This window comes from Novosphingobium sp., assembly GCF_027486195.1.
Lineage (GTDB): Bacteria > Pseudomonadota > Alphaproteobacteria > Sphingomonadales > Sphingomonadaceae > Novosphingobium.
This window is the reverse complement of sequence record NZ_JAIXPP010000081.1, coordinates 1-15,676: the sequence shown is the minus strand read 5'-3', so window position 1 is coordinate 15,676 and position 15,676 is coordinate 1. Positions and strand designations below refer to the sequence as shown.

Annotated in this window: 16 protein-coding genes and 1 pseudogene; 5 read left to right on the top strand and 12 right to left on the bottom strand. The window is 66.6% G+C overall.

Features of this window, described 5'->3' with window-relative positions:
• The 3 genes and pseudogenes from Q0071_RS15065 to cobA all read right to left on the bottom strand — a co-directional run.
• Positions 1 to 245 (bottom strand): annotated as a pseudogene (locus Q0071_RS15065) (nitrite/sulfite reductase); the annotation flags it as partial.
• Positions 246 to 247: 2 nt separating this feature from the next.
• Positions 248 to 544, bottom strand: a complete 297-nt coding sequence (locus tag Q0071_RS15060; protein ID WP_298171196.1) for a DUF2849 domain-containing protein — start codon at positions 542 to 544, stop codon at positions 248 to 250.
• Positions 541 to 1,326, bottom strand: coding sequence for a uroporphyrinogen-III C-methyltransferase (gene cobA / locus Q0071_RS15055; protein WP_298171193.1), 786 nt, complete (start codon positions 1,324 to 1,326; stop codon positions 541 to 543). The genes Q0071_RS15060 and cobA overlap by 4 nt, the downstream gene beginning before the upstream one ends.
• A gap of 255 nt (positions 1,327 to 1,581) precedes the next feature.
• On the opposite strand from cobA, the gene Q0071_RS15050 reads away from it, so the two are divergent.
• The gene (locus tag Q0071_RS15050; RefSeq protein WP_298171190.1) at positions 1,582 to 2,046 is read left to right on the top strand and encodes a DUF3237 domain-containing protein; all 465 of its coding nucleotides are present in this window, start codon (positions 1,582 to 1,584) and stop codon (positions 2,044 to 2,046) included.
• A gap of 65 nt (positions 2,047 to 2,111) precedes the next feature.
• Here the strand turns inward: Q0071_RS15050 and Q0071_RS15045 are convergent, their stop codons facing one another.
• The 3 genes from Q0071_RS15045 to sseA all read right to left on the bottom strand — a co-directional run bounded on the left by Q0071_RS15045 (position 2,112) and on the right by sseA (position 5,306).
• A complete protein-coding gene (locus tag Q0071_RS15045) occupies positions 2,112 to 3,038 on the bottom strand; it encodes a mechanosensitive ion channel domain-containing protein (RefSeq protein WP_298171187.1) in 927 nt (308 codons plus the stop codon).
• Complete coding sequence (gene metC / locus Q0071_RS15040) at positions 3,035 to 4,264, bottom strand: cystathionine beta-lyase (protein WP_298171184.1); 1,230 nt, start codon at positions 4,262 to 4,264, stop codon at positions 3,035 to 3,037. Before metC ends, Q0071_RS15045 begins: the two co-directional genes overlap by 4 nt.
• Before the next feature lie 196 nt (positions 4,265 to 4,460).
• A complete protein-coding gene (gene sseA / locus Q0071_RS15035) occupies positions 4,461 to 5,306 on the bottom strand; it encodes a 3-mercaptopyruvate sulfurtransferase (RefSeq protein ID WP_298171182.1) in 846 nt (281 codons plus the stop codon).
• A 352-nt stretch (positions 5,307 to 5,658) separates the two neighbouring features.
• On the opposite strand from sseA, the gene queF reads away from it, so the two are divergent.
• A complete protein-coding gene (queF, locus tag Q0071_RS15030; protein WP_298171180.1) occupies positions 5,659 to 6,120 on the top strand; it encodes a preQ(1) synthase in 462 nt (153 codons plus the stop codon).
• A 24-nt stretch (positions 6,121 to 6,144) separates the two neighbouring features.
• On the opposite strand, the gene Q0071_RS15025 is transcribed toward queF, so the two are convergent.
• Positions 6,145 to 6,531, bottom strand: a complete 387-nt coding sequence (locus Q0071_RS15025; RefSeq protein ID WP_298171176.1) for a hypothetical protein — start codon at positions 6,529 to 6,531, stop codon at positions 6,145 to 6,147.
• Positions 6,532 to 6,725: 194 nt separating this feature from the next.
• Between Q0071_RS15025 and Q0071_RS15020 the strand changes: the two genes are divergently transcribed.
• Both Q0071_RS15020 and Q0071_RS15015 read left to right on the top strand, forming a co-directional pair.
• Positions 6,726 to 7,463, top strand: coding sequence for an SDR family oxidoreductase (locus Q0071_RS15020; RefSeq protein WP_298171173.1), 738 nt, complete (start codon positions 6,726 to 6,728; stop codon positions 7,461 to 7,463).
• Entirely contained in the window at positions 7,460 to 8,500 is a 1,041-nt protein-coding gene (locus Q0071_RS15015; protein ID WP_298171170.1) for an alcohol dehydrogenase family protein, read from the top strand. Before Q0071_RS15020 ends, Q0071_RS15015 begins: the two co-directional genes overlap by 4 nt.
• 86 nt (positions 8,501 to 8,586) lie before the next feature.
• Here the strand turns inward: Q0071_RS15015 and Q0071_RS15010 are convergent, their stop codons facing one another.
• The 5 genes from Q0071_RS15010 to Q0071_RS14990 form a co-directional block, all read right to left on the bottom strand.
• Positions 8,587 to 8,886 (bottom strand): GIY-YIG nuclease family protein, encoded by a 300-nt coding sequence (locus Q0071_RS15010; RefSeq protein ID WP_298171167.1) that lies wholly within the window; start codon positions 8,884 to 8,886, stop codon positions 8,587 to 8,589.
• A 142-nt stretch (positions 8,887 to 9,028) separates the two neighbouring features.
• Positions 9,029 to 9,805 carry a DeoR/GlpR family DNA-binding transcription regulator gene (locus tag Q0071_RS15005; RefSeq protein ID WP_298171163.1) on the bottom strand — a complete coding sequence of 259 codons (777 nt, stop codon included), beginning with the start codon at positions 9,803 to 9,805 and terminating at the stop codon, positions 9,029 to 9,031.
• Positions 9,806 to 9,828: 23 nt separating this feature from the next.
• Entirely contained in the window at positions 9,829 to 11,070 is a 1,242-nt protein-coding gene (locus Q0071_RS15000) for an MFS transporter (RefSeq protein ID WP_298171160.1), read from the bottom strand.
• Between the two features lie 149 nt (positions 11,071 to 11,219).
• Positions 11,220 to 12,368 (bottom strand): FMN-dependent L-lactate dehydrogenase LldD, encoded by a 1,149-nt coding sequence (gene lldD / locus Q0071_RS14995; protein ID WP_298171158.1) that lies wholly within the window; start codon positions 12,366 to 12,368, stop codon positions 11,220 to 11,222.
• Complete coding sequence (locus Q0071_RS14990) at positions 12,365 to 13,750, bottom strand: carbohydrate kinase (RefSeq protein ID WP_298171156.1); 1,386 nt, start codon at positions 13,748 to 13,750, stop codon at positions 12,365 to 12,367. Before Q0071_RS14990 ends, lldD begins: the two co-directional genes overlap by 4 nt.
• 83 nt (positions 13,751 to 13,833) lie before the next feature.
• Between Q0071_RS14990 and Q0071_RS14985 the strand changes: the two genes are divergently transcribed.
• Positions 13,834 to 15,676: bifunctional rhamnulose-1-phosphate aldolase/short-chain dehydrogenase (locus tag Q0071_RS14985; protein ID WP_298171153.1), on the top strand; the 1,843-nt coding region annotated here is incomplete at its 3' end.

Below are 15,676 nucleotides of genomic sequence, written 5' to 3'. Positions count from 1 at the left end.
TAGCCGCGGTCATACTTGTCGGCGATATCGCCCAGCAGCCGCATCTGCCGCCCATTGAGCGTGCCATAGGGAATGGCGACGCGCAGCATATAGGCGTGGAGCTGGAGATAGAGCCCGTTCTTCAGCCGCAGCGGCTTGAACTGGTCCTCGGTGATCTCACCCGCCATGCGCCGCGCCACTTGCCCGCGGAATTCCTCCACGCGCGCATCGACCATCGCCTGATCGTATTCGTCATACTGGTACATGTTCAGATCACCTGCTTCGCGGCGTCAGGATCGCCGGGGCGGAGGGAAAGGTCGAGCCGTACGGTCGGGCCAAGCGCCCGGATGCGGTCCTTGATATGCGCGGGGCGGACGCCCTCGGCGGTGCGGGTGGCGGCAATCGCGTAGCTCGCGTTCACGCGCTGCGCGGCTTCCTCGGCGGCGAGGATCGCCGCGTCCTGATCGCCCACGTCCACCGCGTCGTTCACATCGCGCGACCAGCCCTTGCCGTCCCACCAGACGACATCGCCGGATGCCAGATCATTCCCCGTCAAAATCTTCACGCAGCGGTCCCTACTCGATTAAATTGGGCTATCTTCTGCAATTCCAAATGGCGCTCGCGCGCGGTCACTTCGCCGATCACGATGAGGGCAGGGCTCTTGACCTTCTCCTCAGCGACCAGCGCGCCAAGCCCGGCGAGCGCGCCGCGCAGCACGCGCATGGTCGGCCGCGCCGCGTTCTCGATCACGGCCACTGGCATATCGGGCGCCAGGCCATCGGCCATGAGCTTCTCGGCAATGGCATCGCTCGTGGCGACGCCCATGTAGATCACCAGTGTGCGGCCGACACCGGCCAACCCAGCCCAGTTCTGATCGGCGAGGCCCTTGCACTGGCCCGCCACGAAGCTGACAATCGAAGCGTTCTCGCGGTGCGTCAGCGGAATCTGCGCCGCCGCCGCTGCGCCAAGTGCCGCGCTCACACCCGGCACGACCTGAACCGGAACGCCCGCAGCATGGCAGGCCTCCGCCTCTTCCCCGCCGCGCCCGAAGATGAACGGATCGCCGCCCTTCAGCCGCACGACATCGTGCCCGGCCAGCGCCTCACGCACCAGCAGCGCATTGATATCGTCCTGCTGCATCGTGTGCCGTGCCCGGCTCTTGGCGACCGAAACCAGCCGTGCGTCTGCGGGGACCATCGCCATGATCGCCGGATCGACCAGCCCGTCATGCACGACCAGTTCCGCAGAAGCGAGCAGCCGCGCCGCGCGAAGCGTCAAAAGGTCCGGATCACCCGGGCCTGCGCCTACGAGGTAGACGGTTCCGATTCTTTTGGGCGCATTGTCCATGGGCGCCAGATGGTCGTTCGCCTCAGCAATCGCCAGCGAGGAAAGCTAGGGGGGCGGCTAGGTGAGCTTTAGCGCGTGGCCCACCCCCAACCCCTCCCGCAAGCGGGAGGGGAGTACCAGCGCTACAATCTCCCCTCCCGCAAGCGGGAGGGGTCGGGGGTGGGCAAGCGGCAAAGCCAGCCCTCCCAGAATACCTTGTCTTCACCGTTCGAACGGGTCTTAATGCGCCCAAACAGCAAGAGGGGGAGAAGCCGAATGGAGCTGGTGCACGAGTTCACTTTCAGAGCCGGTCTGAAGCCGCCCCTGCCTATTGGCGCAGGCCCCATCGGCACGCGCATGTACTACGAGATCGACGGCGGCGAAGTGGTCGGCGAGCGCCTGAACGGCACCATCCGCGGGGGCGGCGAGTGGGCGCTGATCGGGCCTGATGGATACCTGAGGGTCGACGTTCGCGCCCAGGTCGAAACCCCGGATGGTGCCTTTCTCTACGTGCAGTATTTCGGCCTGCTCGAGATGAATGCCGCCGTCATGGGCGCCATCGAGAACGGCACCGGCACCGAGTTCGCCGATCAGTACTTCTGCACCAACCCGAGGATCGAAACCGGGGACCCGCGCTACAGCTGGGTCAACACCACGTTCTTCGTCGGCGAAGGCCGCGTCCTGCCAGGGCTCGGGATCGAATACCGCGTCTACCGTCCGGCAAGGGGCGCAGCGGGGTAACGCGATCCCGGGGCCAAGCCCCCCTCCCCGGCGGGGAGGGGATGGGGGAGCAGTACGAAGACGCTTTACTTCAGGGTTCCACGCCCCAGCGCTTCCGCCAGCAGCCGCAGCCCGTCCGAATCCCGCAGTGTCACGTCTGATTGCGGCAGCGGAATGCTCACCCCGCTGTCCTTCAGCTTGTGCCACGCGGCCTTCAGCACGTCAGACCGCACGTTGCCGACGCCGTTCTCCGGGTCCCCGATCGAAATGTAGATCAGCAGCTGGATCGCGCTCGGCCCGAAGGCGTCGAGCAGGATCGAAGGTTCCGGATCGCGCAGCACGCGCGGCACTGTCAGCGCGGCCTCCAGCAACAGCTTTTCCGCCAGATCCAGGTCACTCGCATAGTCGATGTTCACCGGGATCGTGATCCCCACCACGCGCGATGAATACGACCAGTTCTCGACCTGCGTGGTCATCAGAATTTCGTTCGGGATCAGGATCTCGCGGTTGTCGCGCGTCGTCACCGAAACCGCGCGCACGCCGATCCGGCTGACCTCGCCGAAGGTGCTGCCCTTCGTATCGGTCACCGCGATCACGTCGCCCGGCTTGATTGAGCGGTCCATGAGGAGGATCACGCCCGCGATCAGGTTGCCGAAGGTCTTCTGCAAGCCAAAGCCGACAGCGAGGCCGAAGGCGCCCGAAAACACCGTCAGCGTGGTGAGATTGATCCCCACCGCATCGATGCCGACGAGCACCGCGATGGTCCACACGGTCACCGTCATCAGCTTCTCGCCGAGCGCGCGCTGCGTCCCGTCGAGGCCCTTCATGCTCCGCACCATGCGCCGCCCGACCCGGCCGACCACGCGGCCGAACGCGATCACGAGCACGACGACAACGATCATCCACACCGCGTTGAACAGCGAGATATGCGTGCGGCCCACATCGAAGCCGACATCGTCGAGCGAGGCGGCCCATTCCGTGATCGTGCGGCGCAGCTTTGTCCACTCGCTCATGCCGCCGCACTCCATACGCCCAGCGCGCGTTCCAGATCGGCGATCAGGTCGGCCGTATCCTCAAGGCCAATCGAAAGCCGCACACCAAAGCGGTCGCCCTCGTCCAGCCCCGGCAGCGGCCAGGGGCTTGCAGTGCGGATCGGCGCGGGATCGACCGGGGTGGCCAGGCTCTCGAACCCGCCCCACGAAAAGCCGATGCCGAACAGCGCCAGCGCATCGATCAAGCCGTCGCGCGCTGCGGAGGTTCCGCCCTTGAGCACGAAGCTGAACAGGCCGCAGCCACCGGTGAAATCGCGCTTCCACAGGTCATGCCCCGGCGATCCCGGCAGCATCGGGCAGAGCACCTTTGCCACCTCGGGCCGCCCTTCCAGCCACTGCGCAATCGCCAGTGCCGAGGCCTCCTCCTGCGCCAGCCGCAGGCCCATCGTGCGCAGCCCCCGCAGCATCAGCGCGGCATCATCGGGCGAGACGACATTGCCCAGCCCCTGTGCCCGCACGCGCAGCTTCCTGTGCCATTCCGGCCCCGCGCTCGCGCTGCCCATCATCACGTCGGAATGCCCGCCGACATGCTTGGTCAGGCTCATGATCGCAATGTCCGCCCCGCGCTCCAGCGCCGGAAAGCCCAATGGCGAGGCCCAGGTGTTGTCGAGCACCACGGTCAGCCCATGCGCCTTGGCGATGGCGGATAGCGCGGGCACATCGCAGACTTCAATGGTCAGGCTCCCCGGCGATTCCAGCAGCACCGCCTTGGTGCGCGGGCAGATCGCCGCCTGGAACGCCGCCGGATCGCTGGCATCGAACCAGCGCGTCTCCACGCCGAAATCCTTGAGGAGGCCGCGCCCCATGGCCCGGCTCGGCTCATAGGCATTGTCGATCATCAGCAGCACATCGCCGGGCCGCAGCACTGTCAGCAGCGCGCCCATGATCGCCGCCACGCCGGAGGGATAGAGCACCGTACCCTCGGCTCCGGGCTCCAGCGCCGTCAAGGCCTCGGCCAAGGCCCACTGCGTCGGCGCGCCCCGGCGGCCATAATAGAACCTGCCGTCCTCGTTGGCCGGATGCGCCCTCAGCGCCGCCATATCGGGATAGAGGTGCGTGCTCGCCCGGTAGACCGGCGGATTGACCACCGCACCGGGATGGTCCGCCGTGCCCGTCCACTCCGCCCGCCGGCCTGCGCCGACCAGCCGCGTGCCGGTGCCGTGGTGTTCGCTGTCATGTTCCGCCATGCGCCGGTCTTAGGGGGATTTGCGGAGAAAGGGAATCGCATGGTTGATCAGCCTGCGAACCCGATGATCCGCCTCATCGCAAAACTCCCACTCCTTCGTCATTGCGAGGAGCGCAGCGACGAAGCAATCCAGAGCGCCGCGCACTGCGCTCTGGATTGCTTCGCTACGCTCGCAATGACGAAGATCGGGATGACGCCTAGCGCGCCGCGCCCGTCTCCTTCGGCGTCTCCGGATCCGCGCCCCATTCGCTCCAACTGCCGTCATAGAGCGCCACATCATCCTTGCCGATGAGGTGCAGCGCGAAGATCAGCACGTTGGCGGTCACACCCGAACCGCAGCTGGTGATGATCGGGCGGGTGAGGTCCACGCCGGCCGCCTCGAACACATCCCGGATGTCGCCCGGGCTCTTCCACGTGCCATCCGAGCGAAACAGGCTGGCGTAATAGACATTGCGCGCGCCCGGAATGTGCCCGCTGGCAAGCCCCGGCTTCACTTCGGCCACTTCGCCGGTGAACCGCCCCGGCCCGCGCGCATCGATCACCAGTTCGCGCCCGCTGCTCAGGTTCGCCAGCACGTCGTCTTTGCTGCGCACGGTGCGGTCATCGCTCCACACGGTGAAGTGCCGGTGCCGCAGCGTTTCGCGCCCTTGCGCGCATTTGCGGCCTTCCGCCTTCCACTTGGCGATCCCGCCATCGAGCAGCGCCACGTTGGTTGCGCCGAACATCGTCAGCATGAACCACGCGCGCGTTGCGGTCTTCACCGGGCTGTCGTCATAGAGCACGATGCGGCTGCCATCGCCGAGGCCCAGGCTCTGCATCTTGCTGGCAAAGCGCTCCGCGCTGGGCAGCATATTGAGCCCCGGCCGCGCCGGATCGGTCAGCTCGGCCAGATTCATGAACACCGCGCCGGGGATGTGGCACGCCTCGTATTCCAGCACGGGATCGCGGCCATGCTCGGGCAGGAAAGCGCTGGCATCAACGATGCGCAGATCGCTCGCGCCCAGCTCGTTGGCGAGCCACTGGGTCGAGACCAGGGAATCCATGTGCTCAGCTCCGTCCTGCATGCGGCCCGTCTGTGCGGGTCCTTGGTTTCGAGACTAAACCTGCCCTCCGCCGTCGTCACGCCAAAAATGCTGCAAATCCGCCGTTCCTTGCCTGAGGGTTTCTCGCAGAGAGCAGGAAGGAGGAAGAGACCGCAGAGGGGTGGCGCATAGCGGCGAAGCCGCCGGATACATCGTGCGCCGCCTGTCGAATGCTGCCGCCGACAGGTAGCACATCCTCTCTGCGCTCTTCCCGCGCCTCCGCGCCTCTGCGAGAAACCCCTTTCCCCTTCTGCCAGCCCGCTTGCCCCGCCGCGCCCGCCGGTGCAAAGGCGCCCCGACGAAAGGACCTGTCATGACCGATATCGGCGCCACCCCCCTCCATCTCGGCCAGACCAGCAGCCTGCCCGCCTCGCCCGAGGAGGCCGTGCTCGATTACGTGCCCAATCCGCGCGCCGGCTCGCTGTTTCTGGTCCGCTTTGCCGCGCCCGAATTCACCTCGCTCTGCCCTGTCACCGGCCAGCCCGATTTCGCGCATCTCGTGATTGATTACGCTCCGGGCGAGACGATCGTGGAATCGAAGTCGCTGAAGCTGTTCCTCGGCGCGTTCCGCAATCACGCCGGCTTCCACGAGGACGTCACCGTCGGCATCGGGCAGCGGTTGTTCACCGAAATGAGCCCGCGCTGGCTGCGCATCGGCGGCTACTGGTATCCGCGCGGCGGCATCCCGATCGATGTGTTCTGGCAATCTGACGCGCCCCCCGCCGGGCTGTGGGTGCCCGATCAGGGGGTCGCGTCCTATCGCGGCCGGGGTTGAGGCCGCGGGTGGGGCGGGGGCGGTTCACCAGCCCCAGCGACGCCCGGCCGCCTCGTCGATCCAGTGATCGATCCGGTCATAATCGCGGTTGATCTTGCCCACCGCGCGCCAGTCGCCTTCCCGGCATTCGTGCTGCTCTTTCCACTGCAGCCGGTCGATATCTCGCTGGATGCGCTGCGCCGTGCGGTAATCGATCAGGCCCCGGCTGGTCTTGAAGCGCAACTCGCGCTCCAGCCCATAGCCGCGCTGGCCTGAGCAGGTACCGCCGGGATAACCCTGCCAGCCGCCGCCTCCGGGCTGACCATAGCCCCAGCCATTCCCGCGCCAATCGTGTGCGCTGGCTGATCCACCGATGCTCACCGCGCTGCCGAGTGCGAGTGCGGTGACAATAACCTTCGTGATCGTCTTCATCGTACTACCCCTTCACTGGTGTCGATGGAGCGGTTCTGCCTGATTCGCCGTGGCATGAGGCTGAATGTGCCGTTGGCTTCCGTTCATATTTAGTAGGACTTTGCTGAACGAACGGCACGGCCTCTTGCGCACACCGCGCTCCCTGCCGAAAAGGAGGCGCAAGAGGGCGGAGTGCCCCGGGGGAGAGTGTGTACATGAACGGCGATACCGATTTTACCGGCCGCAAGGTCCTCGTCGTTGGCGGATCGAGCGGCATCGGCAACGGCGTGGCGCACGCCTTCCGCCAGCGCGGCGCGGCGGTGCATGTCTGGGGCACGCGGGCGCGGGCGGAGGACTACGATCCCGCCGAGGGTTCCGATCTCGCCGGTCTCGGCTACACCTGCGTCGATGTCGGCGATCCAACCGCGATCGAAGCCGCGCCCTTGCCCTTCGCCAGCCTCGATGTCCTCGTCCTCTCGCAGGGCACGGTCGTCTACAAGCGCGGCGAGTTCGAGCAGGCGGGCTGGGACAAGGTCATGGCGATCAACCTCGACAGCCTGATGAACTGCGCGCGCAAGTTCAAACCGCAACTCGCCGAGACCAGAGGCAGCCTGATCACGGTGAGTTCCGTCGCGGGCTTCGGCGCCAATGTCGGCAATCCGGCCTATGCCGCGTCCAAGGCCGGCGCGGTCAGCCTCACCCGCACCCTCGGCAATGCCTGGGCGGGGGAGGGCATCCGCGTGAACGGCATCGCCCCCGGCCTCGTCGATACCAAGCTCACCAAAGTCACGACCCAGAACCCGCAGCGCCTCGCTGGCTCCATAGCCCGCATCCCGCAAGGCCGCCTTGGCACGCCGGAGGACATGGCCGGCGCCGTCCTCTTCCTCGCCTCGCCGCTCGCCGCCTATGTCACTGGGCAAACGCTCATCGTCGATGGAGGGCTCACGCTGTGAAGGCCCTGCGCTACTACGGCGCGCGCGACGTGCGCTATGAAAGCATGGACGATCCCGCGCCCCAATCGCTTGCTGACGCCGTGGTGCGCGTTACCGCCTGCTCGATCTGCGGGTCAGACCTCCACATCTACCACGGCCACGGCTTCTCGGAGGACAAGGGCTTCTGCGTCGGCCACGAGGCGGTGGGCGAAGTGGTCGAAGTCGGCAGCGCGGTCCAGCGGCACAAGGTCGGTGATCTCGTCATGCTCCCCGCTGCGGTCGGCTGCGGTCGCTGCCGTTCGTGCCTCGCGGGCGTGGTCCACACCTGCGAGTTCAATGCCAGTGCCTGCTACGGCCTCTCCGCCCGCCTGCAAGGCTCGCAGGCCGAAGCCGTGCGTGTGCCCGCCGCAGACATGAACGCCGTCCCCATCCCCGAAGGCGTGAGCGAAGACCAAGCGCTGATGATGACCGACGCGCTCGCGACGGCATGGTTCGGCGCGCGGCAGGCCGATATCCGGCCCGGCTCGTCAGTCGCGGTCATCGGCCTCGGCCCCATCGGCCTGATGGCAGTCGAAAGCGCCTATGTCATGGGCGCGCACGTGGTCTACGCCATCGACCCGATCCCCGAACGCCGCGCGATGGCGGAAGCAACGGGCGCTATCACCGTCCACCCGGACGAAGCGCTGGAGCGCATCAAGGCGGACACCAAGGGCCGCAAGCTCGATTGCGTGGTCGAAGTCGTCGGCAGCGACGCGACGGTCGATTTCGCGCTGCGGCTGGTGCGCCCGCGCGGCACAGTATCGGTCATCGGCGTCCAGCAATCCCGCCGCTTCGCCTTCCCGCTGGAACGCGCCTTCGCCGCCGGCCTCACCTTCCGCATCGGCACGTGCTCGGTTCCCGAAGAACTCCCCGCACTCTTCCCGCTCGTCCAGGCCGGCCGCCTGAAACCCGAACGCACGATCACCCACCGCATGCCCTTAAGCGAGGGCGCGGAGGCCTACCGCCTGTTCGAAGCACGCGAGGCAGGGGCGCTGAAGATGGTGCTGACGCCGGATTGACCCAACGTCCGCCGCGTAACCCACCTTCGTCATTGCGAGGAGCGCAGTGACGAAGCAATCCAGAGCAGATAAACGCAACGCCAAACCTAAGCGCAAATCTCCGCAAACAAATCCCGCCATGCCGGATTCCCCGCCTCGATCAGCGCGAGCTTGCGCCGCCGCGATCCACCCTTGAGCTGCTTCTCGCGCTCAATTGCATGTTCCATCGTCGCATGAAGTTCGTACCAAACCAGCGTCTTGCACCCGTGCCGTTTGGTGAAGCCTGCAACCATCGCTTCCCGGTGCTGCCAGACACGTTGCGGCAGATTGCTGGTCACGCCGACATACGTCGTCCCGTTGCGCTGCGAGGCCATGATGTAGACCGCTGGCTGGAAGTCGCGCTGCATCGCTCTGGATTGCTTCGTCGCTGCGCTCCTCGCAATGACGAAGGTAGGGCTGGAACCAAAGTCGAAGCATCTCCCACCCTAGCGGCCGTCCCCCAAACTTCGTCATTGCGAGCGGAGCGAAGCAATCCAGAGCGGCCAGACACTACCCCGCCACCACCAGCTCAACCCCCGCCGCCTTCACCATCGCCGCATGCTCGGGCGCAATCCCCGCATCCGTCACCAGCACATCCACCTCGTCCAGCCCGCACACGATGGTGCCCGAACCGCTCGCGAACTTCGCCGAATCCACCAGCAGGATTACCTGCTCGGCCCGGTCGATCAGCCGCCGCTCCGCCGCCACCAGCACCACATCCTGCTGCATCACCCCCTGCGGCCCCACTGAAGCTGCGCCCATGAACAGCTTGGGTGCGTGGAAGCGCGGCATCGATTCCTCGCCCGCTGCGGCCAGAATGATGTTTTGTTCGCGAAACACCGTTCCCGAAGGCACCAGAATGCGCGTGCCGGCCTGGCTCAGCAGCGCGTTCACGATGTGCAGCGAATTGGTCAGCACCTGCAGGCCAAGCCCCGCCAGATGCGGGCACATCTGCAAGGTCGTCGTGCCGCCGTCGATCATCACGCCTTCGCCCGGCTCGCACAGCGCCGCCGCCGCAGCGCCGATGGCGCGCTTGGCCGCCATGTTGCGGTTGATCGATTGGTCGAACGGCGTGCCGGCCAGTTGCAGCACCGGCGCGCGCTGCCCTTCGGCGAGCTTCGCGCCGCCATGCACCCTCACGATGGTCCCGGCATCCTCAAGCCGCGCCAGATCGCGCCGGATCGTTGCGGGTGAGGCATCGAGCATGGCCTCCAGTTCGCGATAGGTGACAAAGCCGGTGCCCTGCATCGCCTCGACGATCACCTTCTCGCGCTCTGCCGCGTGCACATTCGTCCCCTGATTACTTCCAATCAGAAACCGTCATGCCGCTCGGCCTCGAGTTGTTCAAGGCTTTTGCCCTCGTTGCGGGGTGCCCAGGCAAAGCCGATCACGCCGGAAACCACGAGGAACCCGGTCAGGATCAGCGCCAGCGTGGTAAAGCCCGTCGCCGTCAGCAGCGGCACGAAAAAGCTGAATACGCCAAGGCTCACCCGCACCACGGCAAAGCAGATGCCTTGCGCGGTCGAACGCAGCATGGTGGGAAACTGCTCCGCGCTCCACAGCTGGAAAAAGCTCTGCGCGCCAAACCCGCCGCCGAATTGCAGCAGGAACACGTAGAGCAGCGCCACCGGGATCGTCAGCGGAAAGACCGCCAGCAGCCCCATGCCCACGACTTGAATCACCGCCGAAATTGCAAATAGCGTGCGCTGATTCACCCGGTCCGCCAGCGGCATGAACACCAACCCGATGGAGGCCATACCGATGGCAAAGCTCAGCGCCTGAATGCCCACCGCCTGCGCCTGGCTCGCCGCGCCCACGGTGCGCAGGATGTAGGGGAAGAAGAACCCGTTGGTCCCCGCCCACAAGTTCCAGAAGCCATACATGCCGACAAGGCCAAGGATGGAGGCGAGATGCTTGCCCTTGAACAGCGAGGAAATCGGCGGCCGCTTCTCGCCAGAGGCCTGCGCCTCCGTCCACCGCACCGATTCCGCCATGCGCGAACGCAGGAACGTCAGACCCAGCGCGATCACCAAAAGGTGCGCAAACACGATCCGCGCGCCCAGTTCGCCAAGGCCTGTCAGCGCGAGGCTCATCAGCAAGACGACGACTGGCCCCAGATACCACAGCACTTGCGCCATGCCCGAATGCCGCGCCCGCTGCCCGTCCGGCGCACCCTCTGCAATCAAGGACCACGAGGCGGGAATATCTGCGCCCACCGCCAGACCCACGATCAGGAACCCCGCCACGATCATCCACGGCGCGACGGCAAACACCAGCAGCGCCATGCCCGCAGCATAGATCAGCATGTCCCACTGGTAGATCGTCTTGCGCCCCAGCCGGTCGCACAGAATGCCGCCCACCAGCGCCCCTAGGCCCGCACCGATCGCATTCGGCCCAAACGCGCCGAGCAGGCCCAGAAACCCCGGCGAGAGGTGGTAATGCTCCTGCCACAAGGCCAGCGCCACCGATCCCGCCACGATCGAGCCCGCGTCGATATAGTTCGCCAGCCCCGCCAGAATCGTGTCACGCCAGTGGTGCGAAGGTGCCGTCAACTACTCTCTCCCACGCGTCATCTCGAACCGACGCTCAGCGTAAAAAATCCCCGTCGCCCCGTGCTTGACACGGGGCTTGGCTAGACTTGGCCGCCCAAGAAAGCCCAGGCCCGTGTCAAGCACGGGCCGACGAGAACGTGTTGGGGAGTTCAATCCCAACATGCCAGATTGTCCCGGCCGATATCGCGCACCCGCGTCACCCCCGTGAGCGCCATCGCCACGCGCATTTCCGCTTCGATCAGTGCCAGCATTTTCGAAACCCCGGCCTCGCCCCCGGCGGCGAGTGCGAAGGCCCACGCGCGGCCCAGCAGCACACCCTTGGCGCCCATCGCCAGCAGCCGCACCACATCGAGCCCCGACCGCACGCCGCCATCCGCCAGCACGGTCAGCCGGTCGCCCACCGCATCGGCAATCGGCGGCAGCGCGCGCGCGGTTGAAAGCACGCCGTCCAGTTGCCGCCCGCCGTGGTTCGAAACCACAATGCCATCGGCGCCCACTTCGGCGGCCTGCCGCGCGTCCTGCGGATCGAGAATGCCCTTGAGGATCAGCGGCCCAGACCACTCGCTGCGGATGAAATCGAGGTCGCGCCAGTTGATGCCGGGATCGAAATTCGCGCGCATCCACGCGAAGAAATCCTCCAGCCCCGTCCGCCCCTTCAGCACCGGCGCGATATTGCCCAGATGATGCGGACGGCCCATGAGGCCCACGTCCCACGCCCAGCCGGGCCGCATCGCAGCCTGCGCGGTGCGGCGCAGATCGCCCAGCAGGCCGGATGCGCCTGCAAGGCCAGACCGCACATCGCGGTAGCGGCTCCCCGGCACCGGCATGTCCACGGTAAAGATCAGCGCCGAGCACTGCGCCTCGCGCGCCTCGGCCAGCAGATCGCGCATATGGCCCCGGTCGCGGATCATGTAGAGCTGAAACCAGAAGGGCTTGCTCGCCGCTCCTGCCACCTCGCTCAACGGGCAGACCGAAACGGTCGAAAGCGTGAACGGCACTCCGGCCTTCTCCGCCGCGCGCACCGCCTGAACCTCGCCGCGCCGCGCATTCATCCCGGCAAGACCAATCGGCGCGAGCGCCACCGGCATCGCCATTTTCTGCCCAAACAGCTCCGCCGAAAGATCGATATCCGCCACATCGGCCAGCACCCGCTGGCGCAGGGCGATCCCGGCAAGGTCGGCCACGTTCCGCCGCAGCGTCTCTTCCGCATAGGAGCCGCCATCGAGATACTCGAACAGGAAGTGCGGCAGCCGCCGCCGCGCGGCTTTACGGAAATCGGCGATATTGGCGATGATCACGGCATGGTCTCCAGCAGCCAGCGCGCGCGATAGGCTAGGATATTGCCGGCCAGCGGCTCCACCTGCCGCAAGCGCGCCGCGGGCGCCAGTGCGGGATCGATCAGCCGCAGCGCGCCGAATGCCGCGTCTGCTGGCCCGTCCGCCACCATCACCCGGCTTTCGGGCCGCAGCGCCGCCAGCGCCCGCACGAAAACCTCGGCACTGGCAAACCGCCCCTCCACCAGCAGCGTCTGCTTCGCGCCGATCAGGTCCATCGCGGCATCCGCCATCAACGCAGCATAAAGGCACGCGGCTGCGCGGCGGTCTTCCGGCTCGGCAATCCAGCGCGCCACTGAATCGGGAAACGGCCCGCAGCCCGGCGCCAAGGTCGGCAGCAGCATCGCGCCGCTCTCAAGCAACCTCGGTACGTCAGCCAGCAGCGCCGCCTGCTCCGCCGGACCATCCACCGCTGCGCCTCCGGCTGCGATCTCGATTTCCCGCCCGCCCATGAACCGCGCCGAATGCACCGCGCGGCCCTCAACGTCCACGTTGACCAGACAATCGCGCCCCTCGGGCAGCACCGGCGCAGCCCCCTGCGCCCGCCGCATGGCTACGAACCAGGTGCCGGTAGAGAGAACCGTCGCTTCCCCATCCGCCACTTCGGCAAACCCGCGCGCGCCATGCAGCGCCGCGTTGGAATCATGCACGCCCGCCAGCACCTTTACTTGGCCCGAAAGCCCCGTCACCGCCGCAATTTCCGGCTTCAATGTGCCCACCACATCGCCCGCGCGCACAAGCGGCGCAAACCGCTCCGACCAGCCCATGCGCTGCGCCAGCCGCGAAAATGCACCCTCCGCCGGCGCCCACAGATCGGTATGGCACCCCAGCGAACTCACCTCGCTCACCGCCGCGCCGCTCAGAAACCACGCCCAGTATTGCGCCCAAGGCAGCAGCGTCGTCCCCTCCAGTGCGCCCTGTTCCTGAAGCCACCACAGCTGCGCGCCAAGGTTCAGCCCATGGGGCAGGGCAGGGGAGCCAGTCACGCCGAAGGGATCGCGCACGGCCCGGTAGCGCGCCATCGCGTCTGTCGGAATCGCCGCTTCATAGTCCAGTGGCGCAAAGGCCAGCGCGCCATCCCGCAGCGCCGCCACGCCCGCGCCATGGCCGACAGGCACGATCGCTTCCACCGGATGCGCCGACCACGCCCCCAGCGCCTCGACCAGCCAGCCAGAAATCCCCGCGACATCGAGCACACCACCCGCCACCGCATTGGGACGAGTACGCACATCAAGCCGCCGCCCGGCCCGGTCCCACAGGGATGCCTTGGCCAGCGTCTTGCCCAGATCGATCACGATGAATGCGCCGTCGTTCAGCGCTCGTCTCCCCTTATCCAAAACGATCATTATCAATCAATATTGATCGTTTCCAGTAGAAATGTTAGCAGGCCCATCAAGCGCAGCCCGATTGCTGCCGCCGGAAGGATGCCATGAACGCCCATACGCCCGTAAGCCCCGCGATTCCCTTCGCCGTGCCCACCAGCCGCTGGGACGATGCGCATGCCGCCACGCTGAGCCCCGAGGAATTGCTCCTCTATCGCTCCAACCTCCTTGGCAGCGACCTTACCGTCACAAACTTCGGCGGCGGCAACACTTCGGCCAAGCTCACCGGCACCGATCCGCTGACTGGCGCGCAAGTCCCCGTGCTCTGGGTCAAAGGCTCGGGCGGCGATATCGGCTCGATGAAGCTCGATGGCTTTTCAACGCTCTATCAGGACAAGCTGCTCGCTCTCGAAGCGCGCTATTCCGGCCCGGATGACGACGACACAATGGTCGGCTTTCTCCCCCACTGCACCTTCAACCTCAATGGCCGCGCCGCCAGCATCGATACGCCGCTGCATTCGCTGCTGCCCTTCGCCCACGTCGATCACGTCCACCCGGATGCGATCATCGCGCTCGCTGCAAGCTCGGGCGGGGAGGCGGCGACGCAGGAAATCTGGGGCGGAAAGATCGGCTGGCTCCCCTGGAAGCGCCCCGGCTACACCCTCGGTGTGATGCTGCGCGACTATGTCCGCGCGAACCCGCATGTGCAGGGCGTCATGCTCGCCGGCCACGGGATCATCTGCTGGGCCGATACGGCAAAAGCCGCCTACGAACACACCATCAGCCTGATCGCGGACGCCGCCCGCTATCTCAACAAGGCGCTCGCCGGAAAGCCTGCCTTCGCCGGCCAGATCGTCGCCCCGCACCCGGACCGCGCCCACATTGCCGCCGACCTGATGCCTCGCCTGCGCGGCTTGATGACCGGAACCCGCCGCAAGATCGGCCACTTCTCCGATGATGCCGAAGCCCTCGAATTCACCGGTAGCGCCCACTTCCAGCGCCTCGCCGCGCTCGGCACCTCGTGCCCCGATCACTTCCTGCGCACCAAGATCGCGCCGCTTGACCTCGATCCCGCGCGCCTGACCGATGACGCGTATCTTGCGCAGCAGCTTGCCGATTACCGCGCGATGTACGCCGCCTATTACGAACGCTGTAAACGCCCCAATTCCCCTGCCATGCGCGATCCCAACCCGGTCGTCGTCCTCGTCCCCGGCCTTGGCCGCATCACCTTCGCCGCCGACAAGACCACCGCCCGCCTCGCCGGAGAATTCTACGGCAACGCGATCAATGTCATGCGCGGGGCCGAGGCCGTGGGCCAGTACATCGCGCTCGACGAACAGGAAGCCTTCGACATCGAGTACTGGCTGCTCGAGGAAGCCAAGCTCCAGCGCATGCCCGCGCCCAAGCCGATGGTCGGCCGCATCGCACTCGTCACCGGCGGCGCCGGCGGGATCGGCGCCGCCACCGCCGTCCGCCTGCTCAAGGAAGGCGCCTGTGTGCTGCTGGCAGACCGCGATGGCGATGCGCTGGGAAGCACCCGCGAAGGCCTCGCGCAGCAGTTCGGCAAGGATGTGATCCGCACGGCCACTTGCGATGTCACCGACGAAGCCCAGGTCGCCGCGGCCTTCGCCACCTGCGCGCGCGAGTTCGGCGGGCTCGACATGCTCGTCGCCAATGCGGGCATTGCAAGCTCGGCCACCATCGAGGAAACCACGCTAAGCCTCTGGCACCGCAACCACGATGTCCTCGCCCAGGGCTATTTCCTCACTGCCCGCGCCGCATGGCCGCTGCTCAAGCGCATGAAGGATCAGGGCGGCACCTCGGTCGTGTTCATCGGTTCCAAGAACGCCGTCGCCGCCGCCGCCGGGGCCTCGGCCTATGCCTCGGCCAAGGCCGCCGCCAACCACCTCGCGCGCTGCCTCGCCTTGGAAGGCGCGCCCGATGGCATTC

Excerpts from the sequence above, each read along its gene's own strand:
- cobA (WP_298171193.1), bottom strand. The coding sequence starts at position 1,326 with ATGGACAATGCGCCCAAAAGAATCGGAACCGTCTACCTCGTAGGCGCA.
- Q0071_RS15020 (WP_298171173.1), top strand. The coding sequence starts at position 6,726 with ATGAACGGCGATACCGATTTTACCGGCCGCAAGGTCCTCGTCGTTGGC.
- Q0071_RS15050 (WP_298171190.1), top strand. The coding sequence starts at position 1,582 with ATGGAGCTGGTGCACGAGTTCACTTTCAGAGCCGGTCTGAAGCCGCCC.
- Q0071_RS15045 (WP_298171187.1), bottom strand. The coding sequence starts at position 3,038 with ATGAGCGAGTGGACAAAGCTGCGCCGCACGATCACGGAATGGGCCGCC.
- sseA (WP_298171182.1), bottom strand. The coding sequence starts at position 5,306 with ATGGATTCCCTGGTCTCGACCCAGTGGCTCGCCAACGAGCTGGGCGCG.
- Q0071_RS15010 (WP_298171167.1), bottom strand. The coding sequence starts at position 8,886 with ATGCAGCGCGACTTCCAGCCAGCGGTCTACATCATGGCCTCGCAGCGC.
- queF (WP_298171180.1), top strand. The coding sequence starts at position 5,659 with ATGACCGATATCGGCGCCACCCCCCTCCATCTCGGCCAGACCAGCAGC.
- metC (WP_298171184.1), bottom strand. The coding sequence starts at position 4,264 with ATGGCGGAACATGACAGCGAACACCACGGCACCGGCACGCGGCTGGTC.
- Q0071_RS15025 (WP_298171176.1), bottom strand. The coding sequence starts at position 6,531 with ATGAAGACGATCACGAAGGTTATTGTCACCGCACTCGCACTCGGCAGC.
- Q0071_RS14990 (WP_298171156.1), bottom strand. The coding sequence starts at position 13,750 with ATGATCGTTTTGGATAAGGGGAGACGAGCGCTGAACGACGGCGCATTC.